General features: G+C 31.5%; 24 protein-coding genes. 6 read left to right on the top strand and 18 right to left on the bottom strand.

The annotated features are described in order from the left end of the window. Window positions 1–131: 131 nt before the first annotated feature. The 9 genes from Q0829_RS20225 to Q0829_RS20185 form a co-directional block, all read right to left on the bottom strand. Complete coding sequence (locus tag Q0829_RS20225; RefSeq protein WP_298546359.1) at window positions 132–650, bottom strand: GNAT family N-acetyltransferase; 519 nt, start codon at window positions 648–650, stop codon at window positions 132–134. A 69-nt stretch (window positions 651–719) separates the two neighbouring features. Next, window positions 720–1,172: a nuclear transport factor 2 family protein gene (locus tag Q0829_RS20220; RefSeq protein ID WP_298546358.1), complete on the bottom strand. Its 453-nt coding sequence runs from the start codon at window positions 1,170–1,172 to the stop codon at window positions 720–722. Between the two features lie 18 nt (window positions 1,173–1,190). Beyond that, entirely contained in the window at window positions 1,191–1,562 is a 372-nt protein-coding gene (locus Q0829_RS20215) for a hypothetical protein (protein ID WP_298546357.1), read from the bottom strand. Between the two features lie 90 nt (window positions 1,563–1,652). Beyond that, window positions 1,653–2,240, bottom strand: coding sequence for a hypothetical protein (locus tag Q0829_RS20210; RefSeq protein WP_298546356.1), 588 nt, complete (start codon window positions 2,238–2,240; stop codon window positions 1,653–1,655). Between the two features lie 79 nt (window positions 2,241–2,319). Next, complete coding sequence (locus tag Q0829_RS20205; protein ID WP_298546355.1) at window positions 2,320–3,480, bottom strand: AraC family transcriptional regulator; 1,161 nt, start codon at window positions 3,478–3,480, stop codon at window positions 2,320–2,322. A 108-nt stretch (window positions 3,481–3,588) separates the two neighbouring features. Continuing rightward, window positions 3,589–4,194: an SMI1/KNR4 family protein gene (locus tag Q0829_RS20200; protein WP_298546354.1), complete on the bottom strand. Its 606-nt coding sequence runs from the start codon at window positions 4,192–4,194 to the stop codon at window positions 3,589–3,591. A gap of 12 nt (window positions 4,195–4,206) precedes the next feature. Then, window positions 4,207–5,301, bottom strand: a complete 1,095-nt coding sequence (locus Q0829_RS20195; protein ID WP_298546353.1) for a serine hydrolase — start codon at window positions 5,299–5,301, stop codon at window positions 4,207–4,209. A gap of 28 nt (window positions 5,302–5,329) precedes the next feature. After that, window positions 5,330–5,638 carry a hypothetical protein gene (locus Q0829_RS20190; protein WP_298546352.1) on the bottom strand — a complete coding sequence of 103 codons (309 nt, stop codon included), beginning with the start codon at window positions 5,636–5,638 and terminating at the stop codon, window positions 5,330–5,332. A gap of 178 nt (window positions 5,639–5,816) precedes the next feature. Then, window positions 5,817–6,422, bottom strand: a complete 606-nt coding sequence (locus Q0829_RS20185) for a hypothetical protein (RefSeq protein WP_298546351.1) — start codon at window positions 6,420–6,422, stop codon at window positions 5,817–5,819. Window positions 6,423–6,731: 309 nt separating this feature from the next. Here Q0829_RS20185 and tssD point away from each other — a divergent pair, with 309 nt between their 5' ends. The 6 genes from tssD (at window position 6,732) to Q0829_RS20155 (ending at window position 12,743) form a co-directional block, all read left to right on the top strand. Next, window positions 6,732–7,433: a type VI secretion system tube protein TssD gene (gene tssD / locus Q0829_RS20180; RefSeq protein ID WP_298546350.1), complete on the top strand. Its 702-nt coding sequence runs from the start codon at window positions 6,732–6,734 to the stop codon at window positions 7,431–7,433. Window positions 7,434–7,436: 3 nt separating this feature from the next. Continuing rightward, entirely contained in the window at window positions 7,437–9,143 is a 1,707-nt protein-coding gene (locus tag Q0829_RS20175) for a LysM peptidoglycan-binding domain-containing protein (RefSeq protein ID WP_298546349.1), read from the top strand. Window positions 9,144–9,150: 7 nt separating this feature from the next. Continuing rightward, window positions 9,151–10,011 carry a hypothetical protein gene (locus Q0829_RS20170; RefSeq protein WP_298546348.1) on the top strand — a complete coding sequence of 287 codons (861 nt, stop codon included), beginning with the start codon at window positions 9,151–9,153 and terminating at the stop codon, window positions 10,009–10,011. Window positions 10,012–10,077: 66 nt separating this feature from the next. Next, on the top strand, window positions 10,078–11,232 hold the full coding sequence (locus Q0829_RS20165) for a hypothetical protein (protein ID WP_298546347.1): 1,155 nt from the start codon (window positions 10,078–10,080) through the stop codon (window positions 11,230–11,232). A 96-nt stretch (window positions 11,233–11,328) separates the two neighbouring features. Beyond that, window positions 11,329–11,895, top strand: a complete 567-nt coding sequence (locus tag Q0829_RS20160) for a hypothetical protein (RefSeq protein WP_298546346.1) — start codon at window positions 11,329–11,331, stop codon at window positions 11,893–11,895. Between the two features lie 5 nt (window positions 11,896–11,900). After that, window positions 11,901–12,743 (top strand): hypothetical protein, encoded by an 843-nt coding sequence (locus Q0829_RS20155; protein WP_298546345.1) that lies wholly within the window; start codon window positions 11,901–11,903, stop codon window positions 12,741–12,743. A gap of 141 nt (window positions 12,744–12,884) precedes the next feature. Here Q0829_RS20155 and Q0829_RS20150 read toward each other — a convergent pair whose 3' ends face one another. The 9 genes from Q0829_RS20150 to Q0829_RS20110 form a co-directional block, all read right to left on the bottom strand. After that, on the bottom strand, window positions 12,885–14,912 hold the full coding sequence (locus Q0829_RS20150; protein WP_298546344.1) for a DUF3857 domain-containing protein: 2,028 nt from the start codon (window positions 14,910–14,912) through the stop codon (window positions 12,885–12,887). Continuing rightward, window positions 14,881–16,710: a transglutaminase-like domain-containing protein gene (locus Q0829_RS20145; RefSeq protein WP_298546343.1), complete on the bottom strand. Its 1,830-nt coding sequence runs from the start codon at window positions 16,708–16,710 to the stop codon at window positions 14,881–14,883. The genes Q0829_RS20150 and Q0829_RS20145 overlap by 32 nt, the downstream gene beginning before the upstream one ends. A gap of 321 nt (window positions 16,711–17,031) precedes the next feature. Beyond that, window positions 17,032–17,325 carry a hypothetical protein gene (locus tag Q0829_RS20140; protein ID WP_298546342.1) on the bottom strand — a complete coding sequence of 98 codons (294 nt, stop codon included), beginning with the start codon at window positions 17,323–17,325 and terminating at the stop codon, window positions 17,032–17,034. 159 nt (window positions 17,326–17,484) lie between these two features. Then, on the bottom strand, window positions 17,485–18,330 hold the full coding sequence (locus Q0829_RS20135; protein ID WP_298546341.1) for a hypothetical protein: 846 nt from the start codon (window positions 18,328–18,330) through the stop codon (window positions 17,485–17,487). A gap of 199 nt (window positions 18,331–18,529) precedes the next feature. Then, complete coding sequence (locus Q0829_RS20130; protein ID WP_298546340.1) at window positions 18,530–19,117, bottom strand: hypothetical protein; 588 nt, start codon at window positions 19,115–19,117, stop codon at window positions 18,530–18,532. Between the two features lie 211 nt (window positions 19,118–19,328). Continuing rightward, on the bottom strand, window positions 19,329–20,141 hold the full coding sequence (locus Q0829_RS20125) for an alpha/beta fold hydrolase (RefSeq protein WP_298546339.1): 813 nt from the start codon (window positions 20,139–20,141) through the stop codon (window positions 19,329–19,331). Between the two features lie 145 nt (window positions 20,142–20,286). After that, window positions 20,287–20,526, bottom strand: a complete 240-nt coding sequence (locus tag Q0829_RS20120; RefSeq protein WP_298546338.1) for a hypothetical protein — start codon at window positions 20,524–20,526, stop codon at window positions 20,287–20,289. Between the two features lie 14 nt (window positions 20,527–20,540). Continuing rightward, the gene (locus tag Q0829_RS20115; RefSeq protein ID WP_298546337.1) at window positions 20,541–21,239 is read right to left on the bottom strand and encodes a hypothetical protein; all 699 of its coding nucleotides are present in this window, start codon (window positions 21,237–21,239) and stop codon (window positions 20,541–20,543) included. 279 nt (window positions 21,240–21,518) lie between these two features. Continuing rightward, entirely contained in the window at window positions 21,519–24,026 is a 2,508-nt protein-coding gene (locus tag Q0829_RS20110; protein ID WP_298546336.1) for a T9SS type A sorting domain-containing protein, read from the bottom strand. Window positions 24,027–24,041 lie beyond the last annotated feature (15 nt).

Genomic DNA, 24,041 nt, shown 5'->3' with positions numbered 1-24,041 from the left:
GCTGTAAACTTTACATAACAGTGTTCGTGTAGATCAAAAGATCGAAACTCTTATTTTCTCAGAAATCTTTCCAGACACTATATTTTTAAGAGACTTATTGTCAGTCTGATATCTGTAATGTGCTAAACGTCTTATTTATAACGTACATTATGATATGTCGACTTTTTTCTTTTCAATTCATACACATAACAAACGGTATTGTCAAATTTTCTTTCTTCGATAAACTCAAATCCAAGTCTTTCATAAAACTTGTGTGCTTTAACATTAGATTTTAAAGGATCAATTAGAATGCTATCAACAACCTGATTCTGAAAACATCTTTGAATGGCTAGTCTCATCATAGTAGTTCCGTATCCTTTGTTTAGATTATATTCTTCTCCTATCCATATGTCAATTGCTCTTTTATTAGGTTCCACATCTTTCCAATAATGTGTTTCTTCCATGTATGGGTCAATTATCTGAATAAAACCTATAGGTTCTTTGTTTAACTCTGCAATCAACTGTTCTCTCCATTTGGGATCTCTTTTTAGCTCTACTTCCCAATTCCATTCATCATCAGGATCACAGTCAATGACATGCTGTTTAGTATCCCAGTATTTCACCAATTTAAGATCCTTTATTGAAGCTTGCCTTAATTTTATCACAGCCATAGTTTTTTTAATGGAAATTCTGTAATAATATATTTTGGCAGTATCACAGTATATTTTTGTTGTGTTGTTTTAATGTTTATCAGAATCATTAAACTGCCACAATACATTCACTAGTTGCCATTTTCCATTTAGTTTTACAATATGCATATAATCAATCCAATCATCTGCTATGAGTTTTACCGAAGCTGTTTTATCATAAATATCCAGTATGATAACTTCTTTTTTAGGATTCTTCGGAAACTTGTCTCCGTTTAGGTTATAGGTTTCGGAAAGCAGGATCATAGCGTCGGTAAATGTTTCTCTCAGATATTCTTTTCCAGTATTTTTGTTTGTCCAGAAAGTTCTTTTAACCATTCTAGGGTGGGCAGCACGCTCAAATTGTTCAGGTTTCACATTGTGCTGAGATTCTATATAATCCAAAGCAACTTGTCTAATGTCTAAAGAATCTTGTTTAGTTTGAGCCTTAGCATAAGATGTTAACAATAAAAACAACGATATTACTTGGATAATAGATAGTCTCATAAAAAAATCTCTAGGTTATTATTCAATTGCTACTCCAGAATTATCATATAATAATGCAATTCTGATTGCTTCTAAAGCATTATATACTCGAAATTTAAAAGTATCTTCATTAACTTTTAATTCATTAGAAATTGTTTGCGAATGCTGTAGCAGTATATTTAATTCTTCCTTTAGTGCTATTAATTCAGTTTTTTCTACATATAAATTTGAATCTAGTAAGGAATAAATCAAGAAACAGTTCAATTTTTCTAATAATTTAGTTCCCCATACACGAACTCTCCAGTTTTCAGGTCCAAACATATCATTATACGGTGATATACAAGATGCGCTCAAACCTTCTATTTCATTTGTTCTCTTATTTCTTCTATATGGATATACTAATATACTCATATCAATTAGTTACAACATTTCTAATATGTTCTATTTGCGTTCTGACGAGTATCTATGCAATATAGCAAAATGTTTCATGATACGATATGGTTAGAATTGATATCCGATACGTAAGTGTAGATTTATGGCAACTTCTCCTTTATCTTTTGTGAACCCGGAATTTTTAGAAAAGTAATGAATGTAACCAACTCCAATTCCGGTTTCATAGTTAAAATGCTTTCCTATATTTCGTCGAATTCCCCAAGTGGGAATTATAGATAAGTTAGATACTATTCTTGCGTTTTCATCATCTCCAAATTTGATAAGTAGATCGTCTAGACGTAAGGTAGTTTTAAGAGCAAAGAAATTACCGCTATTATTATCTATTCGCTTCGATTTATTGCTACGCTTATTTAGGTTATAATACCAGCGTGGTTCTATTGAAGTAGTTGTTACTAATAAGAAACCTGCATCAGGATAAAAATCATCATTCTCATAAGCGTCCAAGCCCAATTCAGTTCGGAAAGCTATTTGATTAGATAGTTTAAATTCATTGTAAATCCATAATCCCGCAAATCCTGTTTGAATACCGAAAATTGATTTTTCTACACTTGGTTCTTGTTGTTTATTAGTTGCATTTTGTGATTTTACGCCTAGTGTAAGTGCACAAAAAAATAAGGTCAATACGATTTTTTTCATCATTGTTGTTTTTTATAAAGTTGACCACAAATCAATGAATTTATAAGGATTTAGATTGACCAATAGAAGCAATGGTATGTTATAATATGTTAAAAAAGATAGTGCTACCTTTCTGGGATCCTTTTTTATACTCAGAAGGAGAAAGTCCAGTTTCTTTTTTAAAAATTCTATTAAAACTAGTTCTTGATTTAAAACCACATTCGCAGGCAATTCCAAAGAGGTTGTAATTTTTATATGTATCCAGATGTATTTTTTCCTTTACGGCTTGCACTCGATATTTGTTTATTAAATCATAGAATGTAGTATTCATATATTGATTTAACATCGTAGAAAGTATTTTATCTGTCGTAGAAATTTTTTGCGCTAATTTTCCTAATGTTAAATCCTGATCTAAATGAGTTTGATCAGTATCTAAAAGAAACTCGAGTTTGTTCTTTAAGGTTTTGAATTCTTCTTTTTTTGTTGGTGAAATTATTTTGTTTTTTGCCTTACTAATTTCAGCTGTTATTTCATTATTTAATAAAAAGGAGGGTAATAGTACTTTAGATTGGTGTACACCGTAATATCCTAAATAAATAACTAAAATAATCATAGCCAATACAGATAGATAGTCAGCATTCCATCTAAAATCACCATAAAATGATTCATATATCTTGATTCCTAAATCCATACTAATAATGCCTATTGCCGAGATAAGCATAATCCTAATCCAATTAAAATCATGATGTGTTAGGTTAGAATATTTATGTTTTGTTAGCTTTCTGTATTTTGATAATAATCTTAACGAAAGAAATAGATATAACAGAAAATATAGACTATCAATTCTTATAATAGTGCGAATCCAATCAGTATGCGTGTATGCAAGTTCATCTATCTTGAAGATATTGAATAGTATTGTTGGAATTGTAATACTAATGGCAAATAAGAAAGCAGGTATAAAATGGACTAGTATATTCTTTACTAATCCATCTTCCTTTAGAAATAAGGATTTTACATAAAGAAATAATAAAGGGCCTAAAGTTATGGTAGTAATGTCATTAGGAAAAAACAGAAGCCTTATCAGCCAAACAATATTATGTAACAATGCATAAAAATAGAAAGCAACAAAAAAGAGAAGAAAAAAAATTACAATCAATATTTTTTGGGGTAATTCTTTGCTTTTTACTTTTAGTAGTTGGAATATAATCATAGAAATGATAAAGATGCCTCCCACAAAAAAGAAATCTAAAATTAAATCCATAATGTAATATTTATCCTTTTAAATATTAGAAAACTCATTTTGATTATTGAGCTCCTGTAGATATGTTTTCATAGTATACAAGTCTCAAGTTTCTATTTTTTCTCTGGTTCAATCTAATATATCTTCTTCGATGAAATTATATTCGTTATCAATTAACTTCTTTAAATAGGTCTCAAAACTATCAGCGATTACTTTAAATTCATCAGGGTCGTGCAAGAATCTTATAACTTGCCCTTTCTTTCCATTAGTTGATGGGCTAAAATCTATAAATAATTGCGAAGTACCGCCATTATTCATACAATCAGAAAAATGAAGCCATTTGATTTTATCTACTTCATTGGTGATTTTATCATCTATCGGCACCTCTTCATATTTTCTTTCAATATAATCCGAATAGTATTTAATGGCTAGATTCTGATTTTCAATCATCTGTTTGGAAGATAATAGATAATATGGATATTCATAAACGTCAGAACCTAGAAAATAAAAAATGACTTTCTCTCCGGCATACTCTCTCCAATATGTTCCATCCACATATTCCATCATGCTTACTAATTCATCAGGAATATCTTTATATACTTGTTTAAGTTTTTTTATATCCTCTTTACTCGCACCATCTTTAATTTTTTCGAAATGTTCCCACGATTCTTTCGAATTGTTGTCAAAATATGCTTGCTTAAGACCTATAATATATTTTTCTACTGTAGTATTCATTTTTTTAAATTACTATTTTTCATTGTAAAACGTCGGTAGGAAGATGTCGTTCATTATCGCAAAAGGTAATTTGTCTTCTTGTGAATTGTAAGCGCCTCCTGTAAATACAACAACCATATCAATCTCAGGAATTACCATAATATATTGCCCGCCATTTCCAGTTGCTGTTTTGGAAACAATAGTTTTTTGGTTAACGTTAAACGGAATATTCCACCAAAAATAGCCATAGTCAATTCCAGTAATTTTTGTTTTCGGCGTGGTAGCTTCATTCACCCATTTCTCGGACACAATTTGTTCTCCTTCCCAGGTTCCTTGGTTAAGAATCAATTGTCCGATTTTAGCCATATCGCGTGAGGTCATATACAATCTTTTTCCAGAAGGAATAATGTTTTTGTTGGAAGTATGTCCCCAGTTAACATTTGTAATTTCTAATCGACTAAATAAATAATTCTCAGCAAATTTATCAATGGTCATTCCCGAAGCCTGACTTATTATTTCTGCGATCAAAATTGCACCCATCGAACAGTAGTTAGATACTGTTCCAGGATCATTGATCATTGGTAGATCAAGTGTATATTGAAGCCAATCTTTTTTTCTATAAACTTTATCTTCTTGTCCTTTTGATTTTTTATTCCAATCATTACAATCAAGTCCACTGGACATAGTTAAAAGATGTTTAATCGTAATCAGTTCTTTTCTTGTGTCAAGATTTTTGTTTGGTATTGGGTTTTTAAGGTATTTTGATATTGGATCATTAACATCCTCAATGAATCCTTTATCAATAGCTATTCCCATTAAAATTGCTCTTATACTTTTAGTTGTAGAGCGCAGGTCATGTGGTTTATCAACAGAGTATTCTTTAAAGTACTCTTCAATAATGAGTTGGTTGTTTTTTACCAATAAAATACTATGCACTTTATTTTCTCTATTTTTCATTTGGTTGAATAACTTGTAAATCAATACAGTATCGATGTGCTGTGATTTCAGGTCATTTATTTCCCAACCATCCCCAAGTTCTTTTGGGGGATAATATTCATAAGTGTTTTGTCCATAGCAGAGAGTACTTATGGATATTGATAAAATTATTAAGTTTACTATGTTTTTCATAATAAGATTAGTGCGAAACGACAAGTTTTTATTCTCTTTTAGTAATAATGATTTCTATTGATTCATTATAGTTAAAGGCTTTTAACTGAAATTCATACCCATCCCAAAGTAGCGAATCATAATGTCGGTCTGGTTTACCTTCAATTCCATGAATAGAAAGTGATTTTTCTTCAGTTAGTTCGTTTTTAGAGAGTGTTAAATATGCTGTTGCTTTGGTTGGTCCATTTACATAAGGACGTTTATGGCTAAAATATTTTAAGATTATTGACAAACCATCTTCCAATTGTATTTCTTTATTAATATCTAGTTTTATGTTCGTGCCGTATTTGTAATCCATTGCTACTATGTTTTGATTATTATCAGTGGATTGGCAATTGATTGAAAAGATTATAAAAAAAAATGCAAGTAAAAAAAGACCTTTCTTTGTCATTATTTTCTGAATCTTAAAATCGAAAGTTTTGATACTCTTTTTTGGTTGGGTATTCATCAGCTTCTTATTTGTATAATCTATAATGTTAGGTATTGTTCTTTTCTTCGATAGGGTTTTCTGTCACTTCTTTGATGGATTTTTCCTGATAATCAATTATATCGCCATGCAAATTTTCTCCAGCAGAAATAAAAAACAATTCAATGAAAATCCCCCAATATTTGCCCCATAATGTTTTTGGTTTCCACGCAACTCTCGGTATTTTTTGTGTTTCTAATTCCTTCTCAATATCAAATATTTCATCCCAATTTCTAATATGCAAACGACCGATTGTCTTAAAAATCAGTCCTTTTCTTTTTTTTAATTCAATCTCGGTTTTGTGTTTGTCAAATTTTCGTTTTCTAATGGAATATTTAAGATTAGAATAGTTGATTTTGTTTTGTTTTCGGTTTTTATAAATTATAGTAATCAAATTTTTATCAAATTTCAATTCAGTTATAATAGCCTTTTCTTTTCTGAAATATATAAAGTCAAAGATCAGATTAATTATTAATGGAAATGAGAAAAGAAATTTTGAAATAGGATGCCAATTAGAATACTTGTTAATATAAAATAATATAGCGAACCCAAGGATCATATATATAATCCATTTTAACTGATCAGTTTTGGTGTCGGTTGCTTTGAATTTTACCATTCTGTTTTAAATAGTATGTAACAATTGTTATACAATTACGAATATAACCATATCAGTAATGACAATAGAACAAAGTTATTATAAAACTTGTTGGTTATTTATCGTTCATTTTAGTCAATGAATATAGAAGTAAAAGTAATTTAGACATCCTTGAGATTGAAAAAAATGTTCTTACAGTTGACATAATTACAGGAATAATCAAACTTTTCGTCGCGGGAAAATATCGCTACGTCGAAATAGTAGTCTTGTTAGGGTTTGTGAACGTTATTTTTGATATTTTCATCTCCGGAATACCAAATTATCACGCCTATGGCCTTTCAGGCAAAACTATTTATTAATGACGAAGAGCGAAACGTGCTGGATAGTACGTTTTTGTACCAACAACTGATCGATAGCAATGGTCGCCCTAAAACGAGTATACAGGGTGGCAAAATCAGTTTACTTATAGAATCCACTAAGAACGATGAATTGTTCTATGACTGGATGTTTTCTACCCATACAATGTACAATGGATATGTTCGTTTTTATAAACGAGATGGATACAGCAAGCTGTTTGATTTTGAGTTTGCCAATTGTCATTGTGTTCACTTACAAGAGAAATTTAATGCAGAAGGTAACAGTCCGTTAAAAATGGAGTTGGTACTTTCTCCAGGGATACAGCGAGTACGTGGTCAGATTTTTGAAAAAAACTGGAATCCTAGCAATCCTTTTGAGAATGCAACTCCGATTACGGAGCGGGAGGAGAATTTGGAGCCTGAGATAGAGGATATGTATTATACAGATATGAATGGAGAGAAGATTCCAGATGATGAATTACAATCAGGAACTGCCGTATATCTTGTTTTAAAAACGAAGAATGGTGTTGGTAAGGATGTTGATATAGATCTTGATGATAATCAGAATGATTTTAAGTACAATGGAGAAGTTTTAGCAAACGATATTATAGAAGACTTAACGATCAAATCTGATACACAAAAAATAAAATTGGAGATTATATCTCAAAAAAAATAGATTATGCCTACGTTAAAATTTAAGGATTTTCCCAATATATTCAAATCAATTCCGGCTATTAAGATTATAAGACCACAAGTAATCAAAGCTTATTTTGCTGAGGCTACTATTGAAGAAGTTGAAGTAGAAAGTGAATCTGGCGCAGAAGATAATGAAAAATATGTGGTAGAATCTGGTGACACACTAGGAGCGATTGCCACTAAAAAAGGTACTACTGTTGCAGCCATTATAGAAAGTGATCCTATAATTACTACAGCCAATCAGAATAGTCTGAGTATTGGGCAGGAAATTATATTGCCAAGTACTGTTCCTGCTAAAGAAAAGAAACAGAAAATAACCTTTAAAAAAGCTGATACTGGTAATCTGGGGAAAGAAATCTATGTTATTGTTGAGACAAAGTTGTTACAAGGGAAAACTATGTCGATCAACATTAGACAAGGAAAAGAAAAAGGTATAGAGGAGCAAGATGAAAATATAATGCTCAAGGATGATCAAGGCAATTATAGTACAATGGTAAAGACTACTATTGGAGGTATGTGTGAGACTGAGTATCTAAATAAAGATGATTTTACAGATCAAGCTATTTTCAAAATTAGTATTGATACCAGTAATGATGATAAAAAGAAAGCCTGGACCAAGGCTATAAAAGATGCCACGGATAAAAAGACCTTGTTATATATACTTACAGATGCACACACCTTAGAAGGACAAACGGAACTAAACATTCAATATCTGGGTGATACTGAAGAAGGAGAAATACGTGGTGAAAAAATTACCAATAGATGGTTAGATAGCGATGGGCAGTGGTTTGAGTTAAAACAAGGCCCTAAATTCCCAATAACTCCAGAGCAACTACTAGAAATATTTCCAAAATCGAAAAAGACTCGTAGGGAGGAAGTTGCCAAAGCAATTAACAAAAATAGTGATGAATTCGAAATTCACAATCTAGATAGGATGTCTCATTTCTTAGGTCAAATAGGTGCTGAAACCGGTCAGTTAAAAGCTTTACAAGAAAATTATAATTATACTGCACAAAATGTTTACGATACCTTTCTTAGGAAAGTTTTAATTTCCCACCCAACAAAATCTGATAAATACACTTTTAAATATCACGATTTAATTGAAGGATATGATGCTACATTAGAATGTGAGTATACTAACCCCACTACTTCTTATCAAAAAAAGTATGGTCATAAAAGAGATGTTGAAGATCCAATTGAAGTAACAAGAGTTCTTTTAAATGGCAAATATGTAGCTTCTTGGAATTATACAGAATTCAACGCGTTATATACTGTGAAATCTTCATATACTCAAAGTAAGACGCTATTTGATTATGTTTATGGTTGTAGGATGGATAATGGGAAGAAGTCAACAGAGGATGGTTCCGATTACTTTGGTGTAGGTTTTATACATTTAACAGGAAAGGATAAGTATAAGGCTTTAGATGATAAATGGAAAGAATTATACCCAGATGATGCCAAAGATTTTATGGGAGATGATATATCTCTTCTGAAAACGGATGTAGAAGTTGCTATTAAGGCTTCAATGATTATATGGACTCATGTACAAAATGGAACCAATAGTAAGGCTGATCAAGGCAATAGCGATTCGACTATAACTTCTGTCACTCTTGATGTAAATGGAGGAAATAATGGATTAGATGATAGAAAGAAGTATACTAAAAAAGCCTATGAAGTTTTAGATAAATAAAAATTAGATGAAAAATATAATTTATTTAGTAAGTATTTTTTTTTCCTTATTATTAGGTTTATCTTCTTGTAAACATAATGATAATAAAAAAATAAAGATTGAAGAATCTTTAAACGAAGTTTCAAGTAAGGTTATTGATCAATTAGACCAAAGAGAACTTAAACATTCAATTAAAGATTTTCAAGGAGTTTGGATCAGTTTCTCTTCTTATTTAGAACACGAATCCGCATTTAAGGACTATAACCAAAATAAATATTTTAAAATAGTTAATAAGAAAAAGACTCTAGATATCACTTTAGTGGATCATCAAGAAAACAACATAGAGTTCAATCAAGGATACTTAGGTTTTTTAGATATTGATAATTCTATTTCTTCATCAAGTGAAGAAACTTTAATTAAAAAATTAAAAGAATCAGGAAGCCGATTAATTAGATTTAAGAAAGGACAAGAAAAATACGATAAAACTAATATTGAAATAAGTTCTGGCTTTAATAGATATTTTGATGTTACAGAAATCTTAGAAGACGGGTTCGATTATAATGAAAAAGACAAATTTGTTAGTTTTAGATTAGTTTCGTCATTACCAATGGGGATTTTCAAGATTTTAAAATCTAAGTCGAAAAAGGAGGGGATTGATTACATAAAGGAATATAATCTCCAAGAGTTATCATCAAAAATCAAAGTAACCATTGATAAAACCTTTTTCCATACTGAAATGTCGGAAGCATCAAAAAGGAAAGCTTTTTTGGTTAAAGGAGATATTGCATATCTTGAAGAAATAAATGATGATTGGGCCAAAGTGTATTATGACGGTAACGTAGTTTCGGGGGGATATATAAAACGATCGGATATAGATATTTTAGAATGACTCCAAAAAACCATTTATTCTATTAATAGGCTTTGAGAAGTTTAAGGTCATTAATAATTGGACACAGTGAAAAAAATATTCTTATTTATTATTTCATTTTTTTTAATAATATCCTGTAAGAATAAGGATCATAACTCTATGGATGATACTACTAATATTTCTTTAGAAACTTCTGATTCTAATAAACAAGGTGTCAATAAAATTCAACACACCAAAAGTGCGGTTTTAACTAATAAACTATTAGAAAAGGAACTTAATGACCAAAAAGATTATAGTGGTAGATATGAAGCTACTGGTAAAAATGATTGTAAATTGGTATTATTGATTGATGGTTTAAAATATGAAGCAAAAACAAATAAGCGAACCCAATCTGGAACTATAAAGGTGGTAAAAGAAAATACAGATACATTTTTTTTATTTCAGGGTTTATTGGGTGATGATCGGGGAAAAGATATACAAGGTAAATATGAAGATGAAACGATTATTATTCAAAATTATGGGAATAGTATGAATCCGTATACCAGAATCGGCGAATGTGAAGGTAAATATTTACAATTAAAAAAAATCAATAACAAATCTGTAAAGGAAACACCAGATTCAAGTAAATATGCATTAGACTCTTTAGCCTTTCTAGAAAAAAAATCTACTTTGAATATTGAGAGTAATTATAAAATAATTTGGGAAGATTTAAAAGTGAAGATTTATGCTAATCATTCAATTATCAAAGAGGGAGAGGAAAGATTAGTTATATATTCCAGTAATAAAGATACATTATTGAACTTTTTACACGATGAAGGAGGCAAGATTGCCTTTCCTTTTGCAATTAATAATAAGGATGAAGTTTTTATTAATTTTTTTGAAGTTTGGGGAGGTAGTGGTTTTTTGAGCGAAAAACATTTTTTTCATTTGGACAAGCACAAATACACACTAAATAAAGTGAAAAATATTAATATTAAGAATGTTTTAAAAGCAGTAAAAACAAAATTTGATATTACTGATAGTATATATATTAAAAAAGGAGAGTTCTATAAAAATTTCGCTTTCGATAAAACTTGTTTTAATGAAAATGGGGAATTGCCATTTACTATGATACTTTATAATTATGATAAACCAAAACTCAATAAAGGTTTAGAAGGTTTCAAAACAATTAATGGGGTGTATAGATTTGAAAAATTAAAAAGGTATACTTTAAAACCAACTAAAATTGAATTGAAGGATTGACCTATAATCCGCAGTGATATCTTCTTAATGAAAATAGAGACCTATTATTATAAATTCTCACCAGATCAGTAAAATCAAATCAAATAGAAATCTACATTGAAAATAATATATTCATTTTTAGTCCTACTTTTACTTATTTCCTGCAACTCTTCTCCAGAAAACAAGGCAAATGCAGGAAATAATTTGATAAAAAGTGATAGTCTATTATCTTATAAAGATTTTGCAGAAACAATTGAGAATATATCAGATGTAAAATATGCTGGTAATAAATATTCTGATTGGATGACGAATAGGGGAGGTTTCGTAGATAAATTATTAGAATTGAAGATTACTGATTACTCTATAGAAACTAAAAGTTATTCTTACAAAGATTCTTGTGTTTTTTATATACACAATCTTTCACATAATGATAAACAAATATCATCTATTAGGCCTTTTTTAATAAATACAATTGGCAAAACAAGTTATAGTAAACTAAGTGAACGAGTTTTAATTTTTGCTCTGAAAAACGAGAAAGAAGCTAATTTTATTGATATACCTCCTAATTGGGGTTATTCTACAATTCGCGCCGAACTCATCGAAAATATTTATAAAAACACCAACACGGTTGTTATATCCTGTGATACAACGAAAATTTGTAAATTTAAAGATCTTAGAAATTAAGTTTTATGCGATCTTTGGTTACGTTGTTTTTTATATTTTGCTCCTGTATAGCCTTGTCTCAAAATCAATTCACTTTAGATAGACTGGAGAAAGATTTCTCAGAATGTAGTGACTGTAAAGGTGATTACATATATTTTAATTCTTGTCAGGCCATTAACAAAATTTCGGATATAGAAAATGAACATCTTATAGATTTCAATACAGGAGCGAGTAGGTATTATGGTACCATCTGGAGGCAACAGGCTGAGGCAACTAAATTAGAAATCGGAATTTCTCTTTATCAATCTTATCTGGAGGAAATACAGCCCTATGTTAAAAAACCAGATAGTATGCATTGCACTATTTACGCATACGAAGGACTAAAAGCTGGTTTAAACCAGATACAACAAAAACGATTAGAAAAGATTCATAAACAAATCTGGAAATCAAGAGAACACGCTGGATGGAGTATTGGGTATATTTTAGTAAAATATTTTGATTGGAAGGCATATTTAATTATTCATCCCGATGCTAAAGAATATAATCACTGTTTGGAATCTTATAAAAAGAATAAATCATATCCCGTCTGGAAACAACCGGATATTCCCTTAGAAGCCTTCTATATTATAGGATCAGATGATGAGGTTGTTAATGATTTGTTGGTAGCTAATGAATTTGGATGGGGATTTAGTGAACAAGGGATTCATACTTGGCTTACCAGATATAAAGAATTAAAAGAGTGTAATTGGTTAGGCGCACCTTCCAAAAAATATCAGGAATATGATAGTGATAAGCCTCTTTTTATTTCAACTAAATTTGAAGATTATAAAGACTATGATTCACACGTTATGATTTTTCCTCCTAAATGATTTTGTGTTGCTAAAAGAAAATGTTTTTCTGTGCGAAAATAGAAATGTATAGCTTGATAATCACAGATTGTATGTCCTAGATAATATGGCTTACACTACTTCGAAGTCACAAATTTCGAAGAGTTGATTATACAACCAATCCTATAAATTCTTGAGCTTTATAAGTAAACGCTTATTCTTAATTCCTTTTAGCTGTTTATTTATTTCTTTTAATTCTTCATACTCACTTTTTGGAATCATATCCCTAATGATTTTGTAATTAGATAGTAAGTTTAATTTATTCTTAAATACTATTTTTGAATCAAAAAGATATTCTCCAAACTCATTTTTAAAGTTTATTTTATTATTGTCCAAGCCCAATAACTCAATATCACAAGGGAATTCCAACATGTACTCTAATTGATCAGTATAACTATAATCTAAATAATAATCTAAATCTATAGTATCAAGATCACTTTCAATTTGTCTATGCTGTATTAATTTATCTAAAGAAATACTTGCGATACTATCATTTAAAAAAGTGAGTGCCTCATTAATTGTTCCTTGACCAATAACGGAATATGTATATGGGGCTGTACGCTTTAATTTTGTTGAGATGATAGAATCAACCTGTATGACATTTTCGTTTCCTTCAAATTCTGTCAAGGCGTCATAGAAGTCACTCATCTCCTTATTTTGCTTAAGTAAATCGTAAAAACTTCTTATATCAGTAGACAAGCCACCAGATATTGAAAACCTATATTTAAAAGAGGTATTCTTTTCTTTTATATCCACATTACCATAATAATATTGTTTCATATAATTATGATCAACACTCATACCCGGTAACTTTATGAGATTCACTTGTACAGAATCCATTTCTGCGAATTTAAAATCATAGCCTACAAACTTATCACGTTTCTTAATTTTTCCTGTTAAATAAGGCTTTGCGATAACTGCTTCCGTATTGTATAGAGAGGTGGGAATTTCGTTGATTTGATATTTATAATGTACTTCACTTGGATATAGTAGATTTAAAGAACCACGGTCATTATTATATGCAAAAAAGATGTGGTCATATTCTCCTCTTCTAATGTAATAAGGATCAATATTTCCAGCTCTTTTGCTTCTGGCAAAGACTGCAGAATATTCAATTTCTAAATCTTCTAATACTTGTCGATATAATCTACGGATACTAAGCGGATTGAGTCGTTTCTCTTTAAGAAAATAGCCATTTGATTTAATGAGCTCCTCTAATTTGCCTGGTTCCATCTTAAAATTAGCCAGTATATCCTTATGCAGTAGTTCAAACTTATAATATTTGGAGCTGTCTTTAGCTTTGCCAATCACCCTTTTTTTCCACCGTCGATAATAAGATGATTTCTCGCGGTCTATTAAAACAGGCTGAGTAAAGATATTAAACTCCTCATTATATACATCCTTCCATGTTCTGACCGGGGTATTAACGTTTTCTAAGGAATAATACACATAGGGTAATTCACACGGTACGCATATATTTTCATTTTCGGACAAGCCTTTTATTTTCTCCATTTTAAAAGCAGAATATAAAAGGGTGTCATTAGATACTACTTGTGGTTCCGGAAAATCATTGTATGTTTTATACCGTATTAAAAGATCTGTTTCACATCTAACTGTATGTTCTGTATTTAAACTAGGAACTTCTGAATATAGGTTTACAAAACTCATTAACATGTTTTTCTCAACGTATTCATTATAGATATAAGAAGTTTCTATAGTATCTCCGGGCTCAACCGCAGGTATAGGATAGTTTATGGGACCGAATTTTTCGCGTTTGGATTTACGTCTAAAAACAAGACTTGAGTCTAATTCCACAATAGTACCGTCAGCTTTTAAAGTTCTGACTTTTATTTCCTCTAAATGATTACTGATAAACTCGGTTAAATTTAAAAATGCATATTTTTCAACACCTGCACTATTGTTTATAACGAGTTTATTCTTAATAGAGGTTTGCTTTTTAAATTTCGACCATCGTCTAGCATAGGCAACATCTGTATAGGAATGCAAGAAATACGCATCTGATTTTTTACAATGTTCAAGGAACTTATGATCCAGAATACTATCATTGGCAAATAAACTACTCATAGATAGTAGTATAATAAGTAATGTATAGTATTGATTAACTTTTCTTTTGTAAAATAATAGGGTCATTAATTATTTTTTTGAACGATGTTAATAGCTTATTCGCAATTTCCAGATTTTCTTTTTCAACAAAGATATAGTCAAATACGAATTCGTAAGTACACTCAATAGTGAATTCTGATGGATTAGAGATTTTTACAATAAGAGAAGCTCCTTCAAATGAAAACGAATGTTCTATCGGATTAAATTCCTGAAAAGGTTCACTCATTTTAATTGTTGAGCTTACTTTTTTGCTGAAAGGACTACCTATATGCGTTCCTTCTAATAAAGTTTCTCTGTCTTCTGTTTCAAAGAGCTTAGGTAAAAAATCAATAAAAAAGAACTTTTTATCTCCATCCTTAAATATTTTTCCATTTGCAGATATTTTTCCTTCAGACTCAATTACTCTGGACTGATGATTTATTTTTAAATCAGAAATAGATTGATTTCCAAATACTGATTCGTAGTGCTTTTTTGCCAATTTGTTAGCTTCTCTATCACTTGAATACATGAATCCATACTTCAGAAAATTCCCTGAAATTCCATTATAATTGACTTTAAATTCTCCATCCATAACCATAGTATTGGAGTTTGCTTCTAAGTCGATTTCATAACTGATCACATTTTTTTTTGGAGAAAAACCAGGAACTTTATAAAATTCTCCACCATCCGGGTTGATAATCAAAATGGAACGTTGTTGTATACTCTGAACAGGTGTTTCTGATAAGTGAATAGGATCGGTGGGATCTAATAAAATTGGTTTGCCATCTATATATGCTAAGCAGATCACATGATTAGCCGAACTTAATGATGGAAAATCACAATCACTTATATGATCAAAGGTTGCAGCCAAAGCGATATAACTTTTAATCCCTTTATAGTTTAGGGCTTCAGAAAGAAAATTAGATAAGTCTTTACAATCACCTTGTTTATTAGTAAATACTTCGTTTGCATGAGTAGGAATAAATGCTCCCATTCCTATCTCAATAGCAACATATTTAAAATTATTGTGAACATACTTATAGAGAATAGTCATTATTTTCTTTGGATCTGATATCCCCTTAGTTAGTTCATCAATTTTACGAATAGCAGCGTAGTTCAATCCCTTTTTTGTTTCTGCTTTCTGAAGATACCAGTCATTCAAATATTTTCTTTCATTCCCTTCATACGTTTTAGGAATAATTAGGGTTCTCATTAATGGTTCTCTAATATTTTTATAAACCCTAAAAAACAGTAAAGGGTCTGGTTTTACTTTTACTGGCACTACTTCAATGTTCCACTTTGTATGGTTATCCGACTTAATCGAATCAATAGTCATATGTTTAAGAGAATCCTTATGAATAGTATTATGTATAAAACGGAATGTATTGGGGACCGATATTTGATATTTTAATGAATCTATTTCGTTGTAAGAAAAGAAGTGTAAGTCCGAAAAATACATTAATTCCTTGCATTTGATTGAATAAACAATTTTCGTTTCGGATTGATAAGGAAGAGTGATTGATTTTATTTTTTTGCTGGCGATATAGTCAAGCTCAACATCTTCTTCATTGATAATCGTATTCTTTACGAGCTTAAACCGCTTCCCTTTTTTTACATATACTTTAATATCCGTTATTCTCTCTAGTTCTGTATCGTAAAAAATGGGATAGGTAATTGTTTCTTTATTCTCTTTTAATAAAATAGTTACAGTCTTTGTAAAAGAAGAGTCTTTATGTATTAAAACATGCTCTGATCTGGTTTTTATAGCGATGTTTTGAGCCACTCCTTGTGTCGAAAAAAATAGATACGTAGCTAACAGAGTTAATTTTATAAAGGAGGTTTGCATATATGTTTATTTCCAGATGTTGGGTGCTATTATATATATGTGTCTTTAAAGCGCAAAATGTTACCCAACAATCGACACATTTATATTGATACTTGATTTAGTTGAGTGTAAGTTACCCGTTGTGCATTTTGATTTTTATATTCAAAATTACTCGAATTGATGCTTTTCTTTAATATTTTCTTCAAAATGCACAACAGGTTAAAATATGTAAACTTTTTTGACACTACTTCGAAGTTACAAACTTCGAAGAGTTGAGAAATAAAAAGAGCTATAAAAACTAAATTTTTTGATTCATATTTTTAGTTCAAGAATTCAGTTAGTCTAATTTTTCGATTTTTGTTTTCCATAAAATTTGACTAGAAACTTCCCAAATATAAAATACAGACAAAGAACAGTAATACCACCAATTAAATATCCATTATTGAGTAATTCATTATAGCCATAATTAAAACAAAATAATAAACAGCAAAGGAGAAATTGGAGAACAGCATACGTAATATTTCCTTTAGGGCTATATCCAAATAATCCAAGAAAATGAGTTTTAGTTAGTCCGAAAATTAGATGAGGCATTGCATTTACTAATAGTGCACCAATAATGAAGTCTATACTATTCATTTTTTTAATAAAATTAATTTAGGTGTTAAAAGGCCAAATAATTCTTGTTTTTTAATTACTGCCAACTCCAAATATATGAATTGGGGCAAGTGAATTCTCTGTAAATACTAGGCTACCGCAAATATACTAGAATCGATTATTACCTAAGTGTTATGATGGTTACCAAAATAAAAACCGAGAATGCTTTTTTGTTTTTATCAGGATTCCGTTTTTATCATAATATTTAAATTCTCCGATTTTCTTTCCTTTTTTATAATTTCCTTCCTCTTTTATAATATGATTAGGATAGAATTCTTTCCAATATCCATTTTTTACACTTTTATAATTGGATACTCCACCAAAATTAATGGTGTAAAATCCGATTTTGCGTTTTGAAACATAACAATTTCTATGTATTTCTGTTTTTGGTGCGAATAATGGAATTCGGCAACTATCTTCAAAATCAACATTCATTAGATCTCTAATAGGGTTTAAGATGATAGCTTTTATCAAACGATTTTCTATTGCTGTAAATTCGATTGGATAATTTTTGTCAGATGCTAATCTCGTAACTAAAAACGAAATATTATCATTCTTGATAATCCAGTATTTTTTTCCATTAGTGGATGTAAGACGTGATTTTGGGTACTGTTTATATATTTCTTTTACAGTCGTTTTTCCTAATGCTATATTTTTTGAAGTATCAATTTTCCCTTTAAAAGGGGCATACAATAAAACTTTATGTATTAATTCTCCTGTTTGATAATTTGCCTGAAATACCATTCCAAGTTTTTTGATAAAGAGAGAATTCAATTCGCCATAAATGGATTTTCCACATTTGTCTGTATGTGGACAATTAGGCGTAATTGTGTCAGTAATTATTTCTGATTTGTACTGTTCTCGAACATCCGAAAGCGTAGAATATCCGAATTGAAATCGATCAAGAGATTTTCCAGTTACAATCATATGTTCTTGACTAAAACATAGTAAAGGAATTATAAAGAAAAATATAAAACTGAATTTCATTGGTTTCATCTAATTACTGGCGATATTACATATAAGTGTCGTAGTGGTACAAAATGTTACCTTTTCTTCGGTTTTTCCTGCACATTGATTGCTAGCTTTTACTTGTTGCAAGTATTGTGCCTTCATTAATATATGACAACTAACCGATGGATTATTTGACTGTTACGACATCATATATGTTGTCCTGCACAGTTTTTATTCAGCTTACCCAATTCCCAAAATTTTCTTTTTCAATCCATGTACCATTTATATATTCATAAATGCGTTCTTCTCCACCACCACAGAGGCTACCACATACAGTTCCGATTTGTATATATGCTAAAGTATAATTTTCATTGAATATAGGTTTAGAAATCGAGCTATATCCATCAGAGCAATTGTTTTCTAACCAATCCCAAAACTTAAATTCTCCTAGTTCAGATTTTCGTTCGAATTCTTTAAATTGGGATTGTGTAAGAATATTTTTTCCTTTTGCAATATCAGAAGTCAGAACGAATTTTTTATATGATTCTAATTGAAGGTTATAATGTATGGAGTCTTTAATTTTGAGATGGTTTTTTACATATTCATCAAAATCAGAGACCATTGGACGATTAACGCCTCTGGCTTTTTCGGTTATACAATTAGTGAATAAAAACCCCTTTTTTTCATCTTCAAAAATCTGAGTTATAAGCTCAGTCGTTTTTTCTACATCTAGACTTTTCAATTCAGTCAGTCGGACTTTTGATTCATCTTTACAAGAGATAAAAATCAAATTTAGAATTAATATTTTGAGTAAGTTTTTCAAATTGCGTAGAACGGTTTGTGTATGAAATATGGCATATAAAAAGACACTAACTTTTCGGTTTAACACAGAGCCAATTTTTTATATTTTGATTTAACTTCTCAGTTTTAAAGCCAAATTAAAAACTTGGCGGCTTTCGCAAATAAACACGAACCTTTCAGTCTAGAATTTATTCGCTATGTTTTATACACCGTGTTACCTGCTGGCTTTTTACTCAATTTAAATAATCTATGACTGTATCCAATACTTGCTTTGTTCTCAATATACGAAAATGCCCAGTTCCTTCAACTTCTCGAAATTCAGATGCAGCCCAATTTTGATGTACATTTTTCGACCTTGAAATTGGAATAACTTTATCATTTTTATCATGAATGATAAGTGCTTTTTGGACATTTATAGTTTTTACAAATTCACTAACATTTAGGGTTTCAATAGGTATTCCTGTTTCTTTTTCTAATCGATTAATCAGTTTACTTTTGACATTGTCATTAATTCCAACCATTTCTGAAACGTCATCTATTCTTTCGGTAAACTTATCTGGTGTAGTTAATAAAACGTACTTTTTGATGCTTAATTCTGGATTGTTAAACAAAGCATATGTTGTAGCGACTCCACCAAATGAATGACTTACTAATGACTTGACATTGTATTTTTTAATTAGAACACCAACCAATTCAGAAAACTCAAATAAACTTGTACCTCCTTTGCTACTAAATCCGTGTGATGGAGCATCAAATGAATGTACTGTATATCCATTTTCTAAAAGTATAGCTACTAAATCAGAAAAATTTCCTGCCTGACCTTCCCAACCATGAATGAGAAGTACTTTCTTTTGGCCACCTGTCCAAGTGTATAGTTTTATATTAAATTCCTTAAACTTAAAGTCTTCTTTTTCAGACTTATCTAAAGTATTCAATTCGTTTTTTCGAAGTTTACGAACTTGAGGATTGGTCAATTGATTATATGCAAATGAAGCAATGGCACTTGGAAACAAATTAGATGCTATTCGGACTAAGTCTTTTTTCATATGCGTGATGTTTTTTCAGCTTGCAGGTAACATGCTTATATAGCTACCAAGGTAATTATATTTTGAATAAATAAGCATATGATTAGGATGATTTCACAAGCTCTCTTGCTTTCTGTGATCATCATTGTATATACACATTACTTTTTTATGGCGCAGCGGTATCAGAATACCCTTCCGCGGATACTTTGTGTGTATTATTATATATATAGTGTCGATCAGCGGTAGTGTTGGGTCGTTCCCGAGGGGTGTATGAGCTGTCCGCAGAATTAAAATATCGACCAGCGGTCATTTTTGGCAATTCTGGATAGGTGTATACGTAATCCGCGCACCTTTTTATCCGATCAGCGGTAGGCTGGGCAAATATAAAGGTGCGCGGAAGCATCATGGCATTAATGTGTATCATTGTTTATATCGGCTGATATATCCTCTATAGCGTTCGGCATCTTTACGGAATACATATTTACCCGTAGCACGAATTTCATCCATTGCTTCTTTAAGATGGGTAAAGGCACGATCTCGCATATTTTTTGCTTTGGTATTATCGAGCGTGGCACCATTGGCTTTGGCACGCAGATCTGCCAATTCATTGGCACGAACCGCCACGGTATCTAGTTGGGTAAGATCAAAATTAATAGCCGTTAGTTCCTGTGGATTGGCTTTGCCTAGTACGCTGATATCACTAAGGTCCTGGATCATATCCGCATCTCCGGTACCATCGGCAATGGCACGTACTCTGGATAAGAGATCTTGTCTTTTGCGATAAGCAAATCTAAAATCTGCTAACAGATCATTACGCAATTCATAAGCTTCTGGAGCTACTTCTCTCCATTCTTTGGCAGCTTCTTCTTGGGTATAGCGCTCACTCATCCAGATAGATTGTGCGTGTCTGGCGGCTCCTGTACGTATCGGGAGATCGATTACATAGGTGTCCCATTCTAGTCCTTTTGCCATCAGTAATTCCTGATCCTGCTGTATCCATACGTATTGATCTTCTGCCTCCTGGTAATATACATCTGTAGGGACTTTAGGAGCTTTTACTTCTTCTGGTGATAGTGCCTCTAGTGTGCTTACTTTTGCGTCATAATGTTCTTTTGACATACTTTTTTTGTTTTAATAGTTATCGCAGTACTCATTACTGCTTCTATTGGTCATGTGTCAAAAGAGCAAAATATGTTACCAGTGGCTTGAGATGTTTTTTTTGAAATTAAAAGTTTATAGAGTATCGGATTGTAAATTAGCGCTATCGGGGTGGTAAATGTTTTACAACAGCTCTCGTGTATGAGAAAGTACCAATCTTTATAGCAGCTATGTTTTTATACACCTTGTTACAGAACGTATTTTTAACCATTCTACTTTTTACTTAAACATAAATTACATTTACTTTTTGATTATTTTCCTGGTATAATATGTTGAGTCAGTTTCTATAACTACAAAGTACATTCCATTACTCAAATTACTCATATCTACAGAATATTTTTCATTAATAGAATCATCTATTTTGACATGGAATTGGGATCCTATACTGGAAATAAGTGAAATATTTTTTATATTTTCTTTTGTGCTGATAACTATTTTTGAGGTCGTAGGATTCGGAAGAATAGTGAAATCATTATATTGAAATGTGTCATTGGATAAAGTAGCCGTGTCAAAAGAGAACCCTGTAGCTGTATCGGTAGCTATTGGGTTACCAAGTGAATCTTGATATTCTAGCGTTATATCATAAGTGCCATCTGCTAAACTGTTTGAGCTAGCGACAAGAATTTCTGGAGTTGACGCAAAATTTAACCCGTCAATGTTTCCACTAAAAGAAGTTGCATCAGATAGTAGTAAAACAGTATCATTATTACTAGCGTCTGTAAAAGTTAATGTAACAGAGCCTGCAAGCGGTTGTTCAGGAAGTGTATATTGTAAATCTATTAGAGAACTACCCGGTGTGGTAGAAGCGTTATCCGCAGGACTAATAAGTACTGGAGGTAAGGTAACAACATCACCAAAGGAGAATCCTGTCGCTGTATCCGTAGCTATTGGGTTACCAAGGGAATCTTGATATTCTAGGGTTATATCGTAAATACCATCTGCTAAACTGTTTGAGCTAGCGACAAGAATTTCTGGAGTTGATGCAAAATTTAACCCGTCAATGGTTCCACTAAAAGAAGTTGCATCAGATAGAGTTAAAACCGTATCATTATTACCAGCATCAGTAAATGTTAATCTCACAGTTCCTGCAAGCGGTTGTTCAGGAAGTGTATATTGTAAATCTATAAGAGAACTACCCGGTGTGGTAGAAGCGTTATCCACAGGACTAATAAGTACTGGAGATAAGGTAACAACATCACCAAAGGAGAATCCTGTGGCTGTATCCGTAGCTATTGGGTTACCAAGGGAATCTTGATATTCTAGGGTTATATCGTAAATACCATCTGCTAAACTGTTTGAGCTAGCGACAAGAATTTCTGGAGTTGATGCAAAATTTAACCCGTCAATATTTCCACTAAAAGAAGTTGCATCAGATAGTAGTAAAACAGTATCATTATTACTTGCATCTGTAAAAGTTAATGTAACAGAGCCAGAAAGCGGTGTTTCTGGAAGTGTATATTGTAAATCTATTAGAGAACTACCTGGTGTGGTAGAAGCGTTATCCGCAGGACTAATAAGTACTGGAGGTAAGGTAACAACATCACCAAAGGAGAATCCTGTGGCTGTATCCGTAGCTATTGGGTTACCAAGGGAATCTTGATATTCTAGGGTTATATCGTAAATACCATCTGCTAAACTGTTTGAGCTAGCGACAAGAATTTCTGGAGTTGATGCAAAATTTAACCCGTCAATGTTTCCACTAAAAGAAGTTGCATCAGATAGAGTTAAAACCGTATCATTATTACTAGCATCTGTAAAAGTTAATGTAACAGAGCCTGCAAGTGGTTGTTCAGGAAGTGTATATTGTAAATCTATTAGAGAACTACCCGGTGTGGTAGAAGCGTTATCCGCAGGACTAATAAGTACTGGAGGTAAGGTTACAACATCACCAAAAGAGAACCCTGTAGCTGTATCCGTAGCTATTGGGTTACCAAGGGAATCTTGATATTCTAGGGTTATATCGTAAATGCCATCTGCTAAACTGTTTGAGCTAGCGGTAATAATTTCTGGAGTTGACGCAAAATTTAACCCGTCAATGGTTCCATTAAAAGAAGTTGCATCAGATAGTAGTAAAACAGTATCATTATTACTAGCATCTGTAAAAGTTAATGTAACAGTTCCTGCAAGCGGTTGTTCAGGAAGTGTATATTGTAAATCTATTAGAGAACTACCCGGTGTGGTAGAAGCGTTATCCACAGGACTAATAAGTACTGGAGGTAAGGTAACGGAATCATAAGTAATATTAGTATTGATATCACTAAGAAAAGGATTCCCTGTTGTATCTAAATACCCTAATTGTACAGAATAGGTGCCATCCGGCAAAAAAGAAGAATTACTAGAGGCAACAGAAGGACTGTTTATGATATCAGAAACATCAAGAGTTGTACTGTGTTGCCCTGCATTCTCAAAGGTGTTATCAAAGGTAACTACGACTGTCATTGAACCTATAAATGTTAACGTTACGCTTCCTGGCATTGCATCTAAGGGTAATATAAAATCTACAAAAATATCATTAGCAGTAGAGAAATTGGAAGGAGGAGAATTAAGGGCAGGAGTACTTAAAGCCATTGAAGTACTAAAACAAACAGGATTTAATGAGATATGTTCAAAACTATTTACTTCTCCCGATGTGTTGTAACTTCTACCCAGAGGATTGCGATAGTCATGCGCTTGAGTAAAAAACCAAGAAAATAGGATCATAGAAAAAGTAACTATTTTTTTCCATTTAAAAGTGTAGATTTTTTTCATGTAGATTTTTTTTAT

The sequence above is a fragment of the uncultured Aquimarina sp. genome (assembly GCF_947492405.1).
Taxonomy (GTDB): domain Bacteria; phylum Bacteroidota; class Bacteroidia; order Flavobacteriales; family Flavobacteriaceae; genus Aquimarina.
Note: the sequence above shows the minus strand (reverse complement) of the source record. Positions and strands in the feature narration are given on the sequence as shown.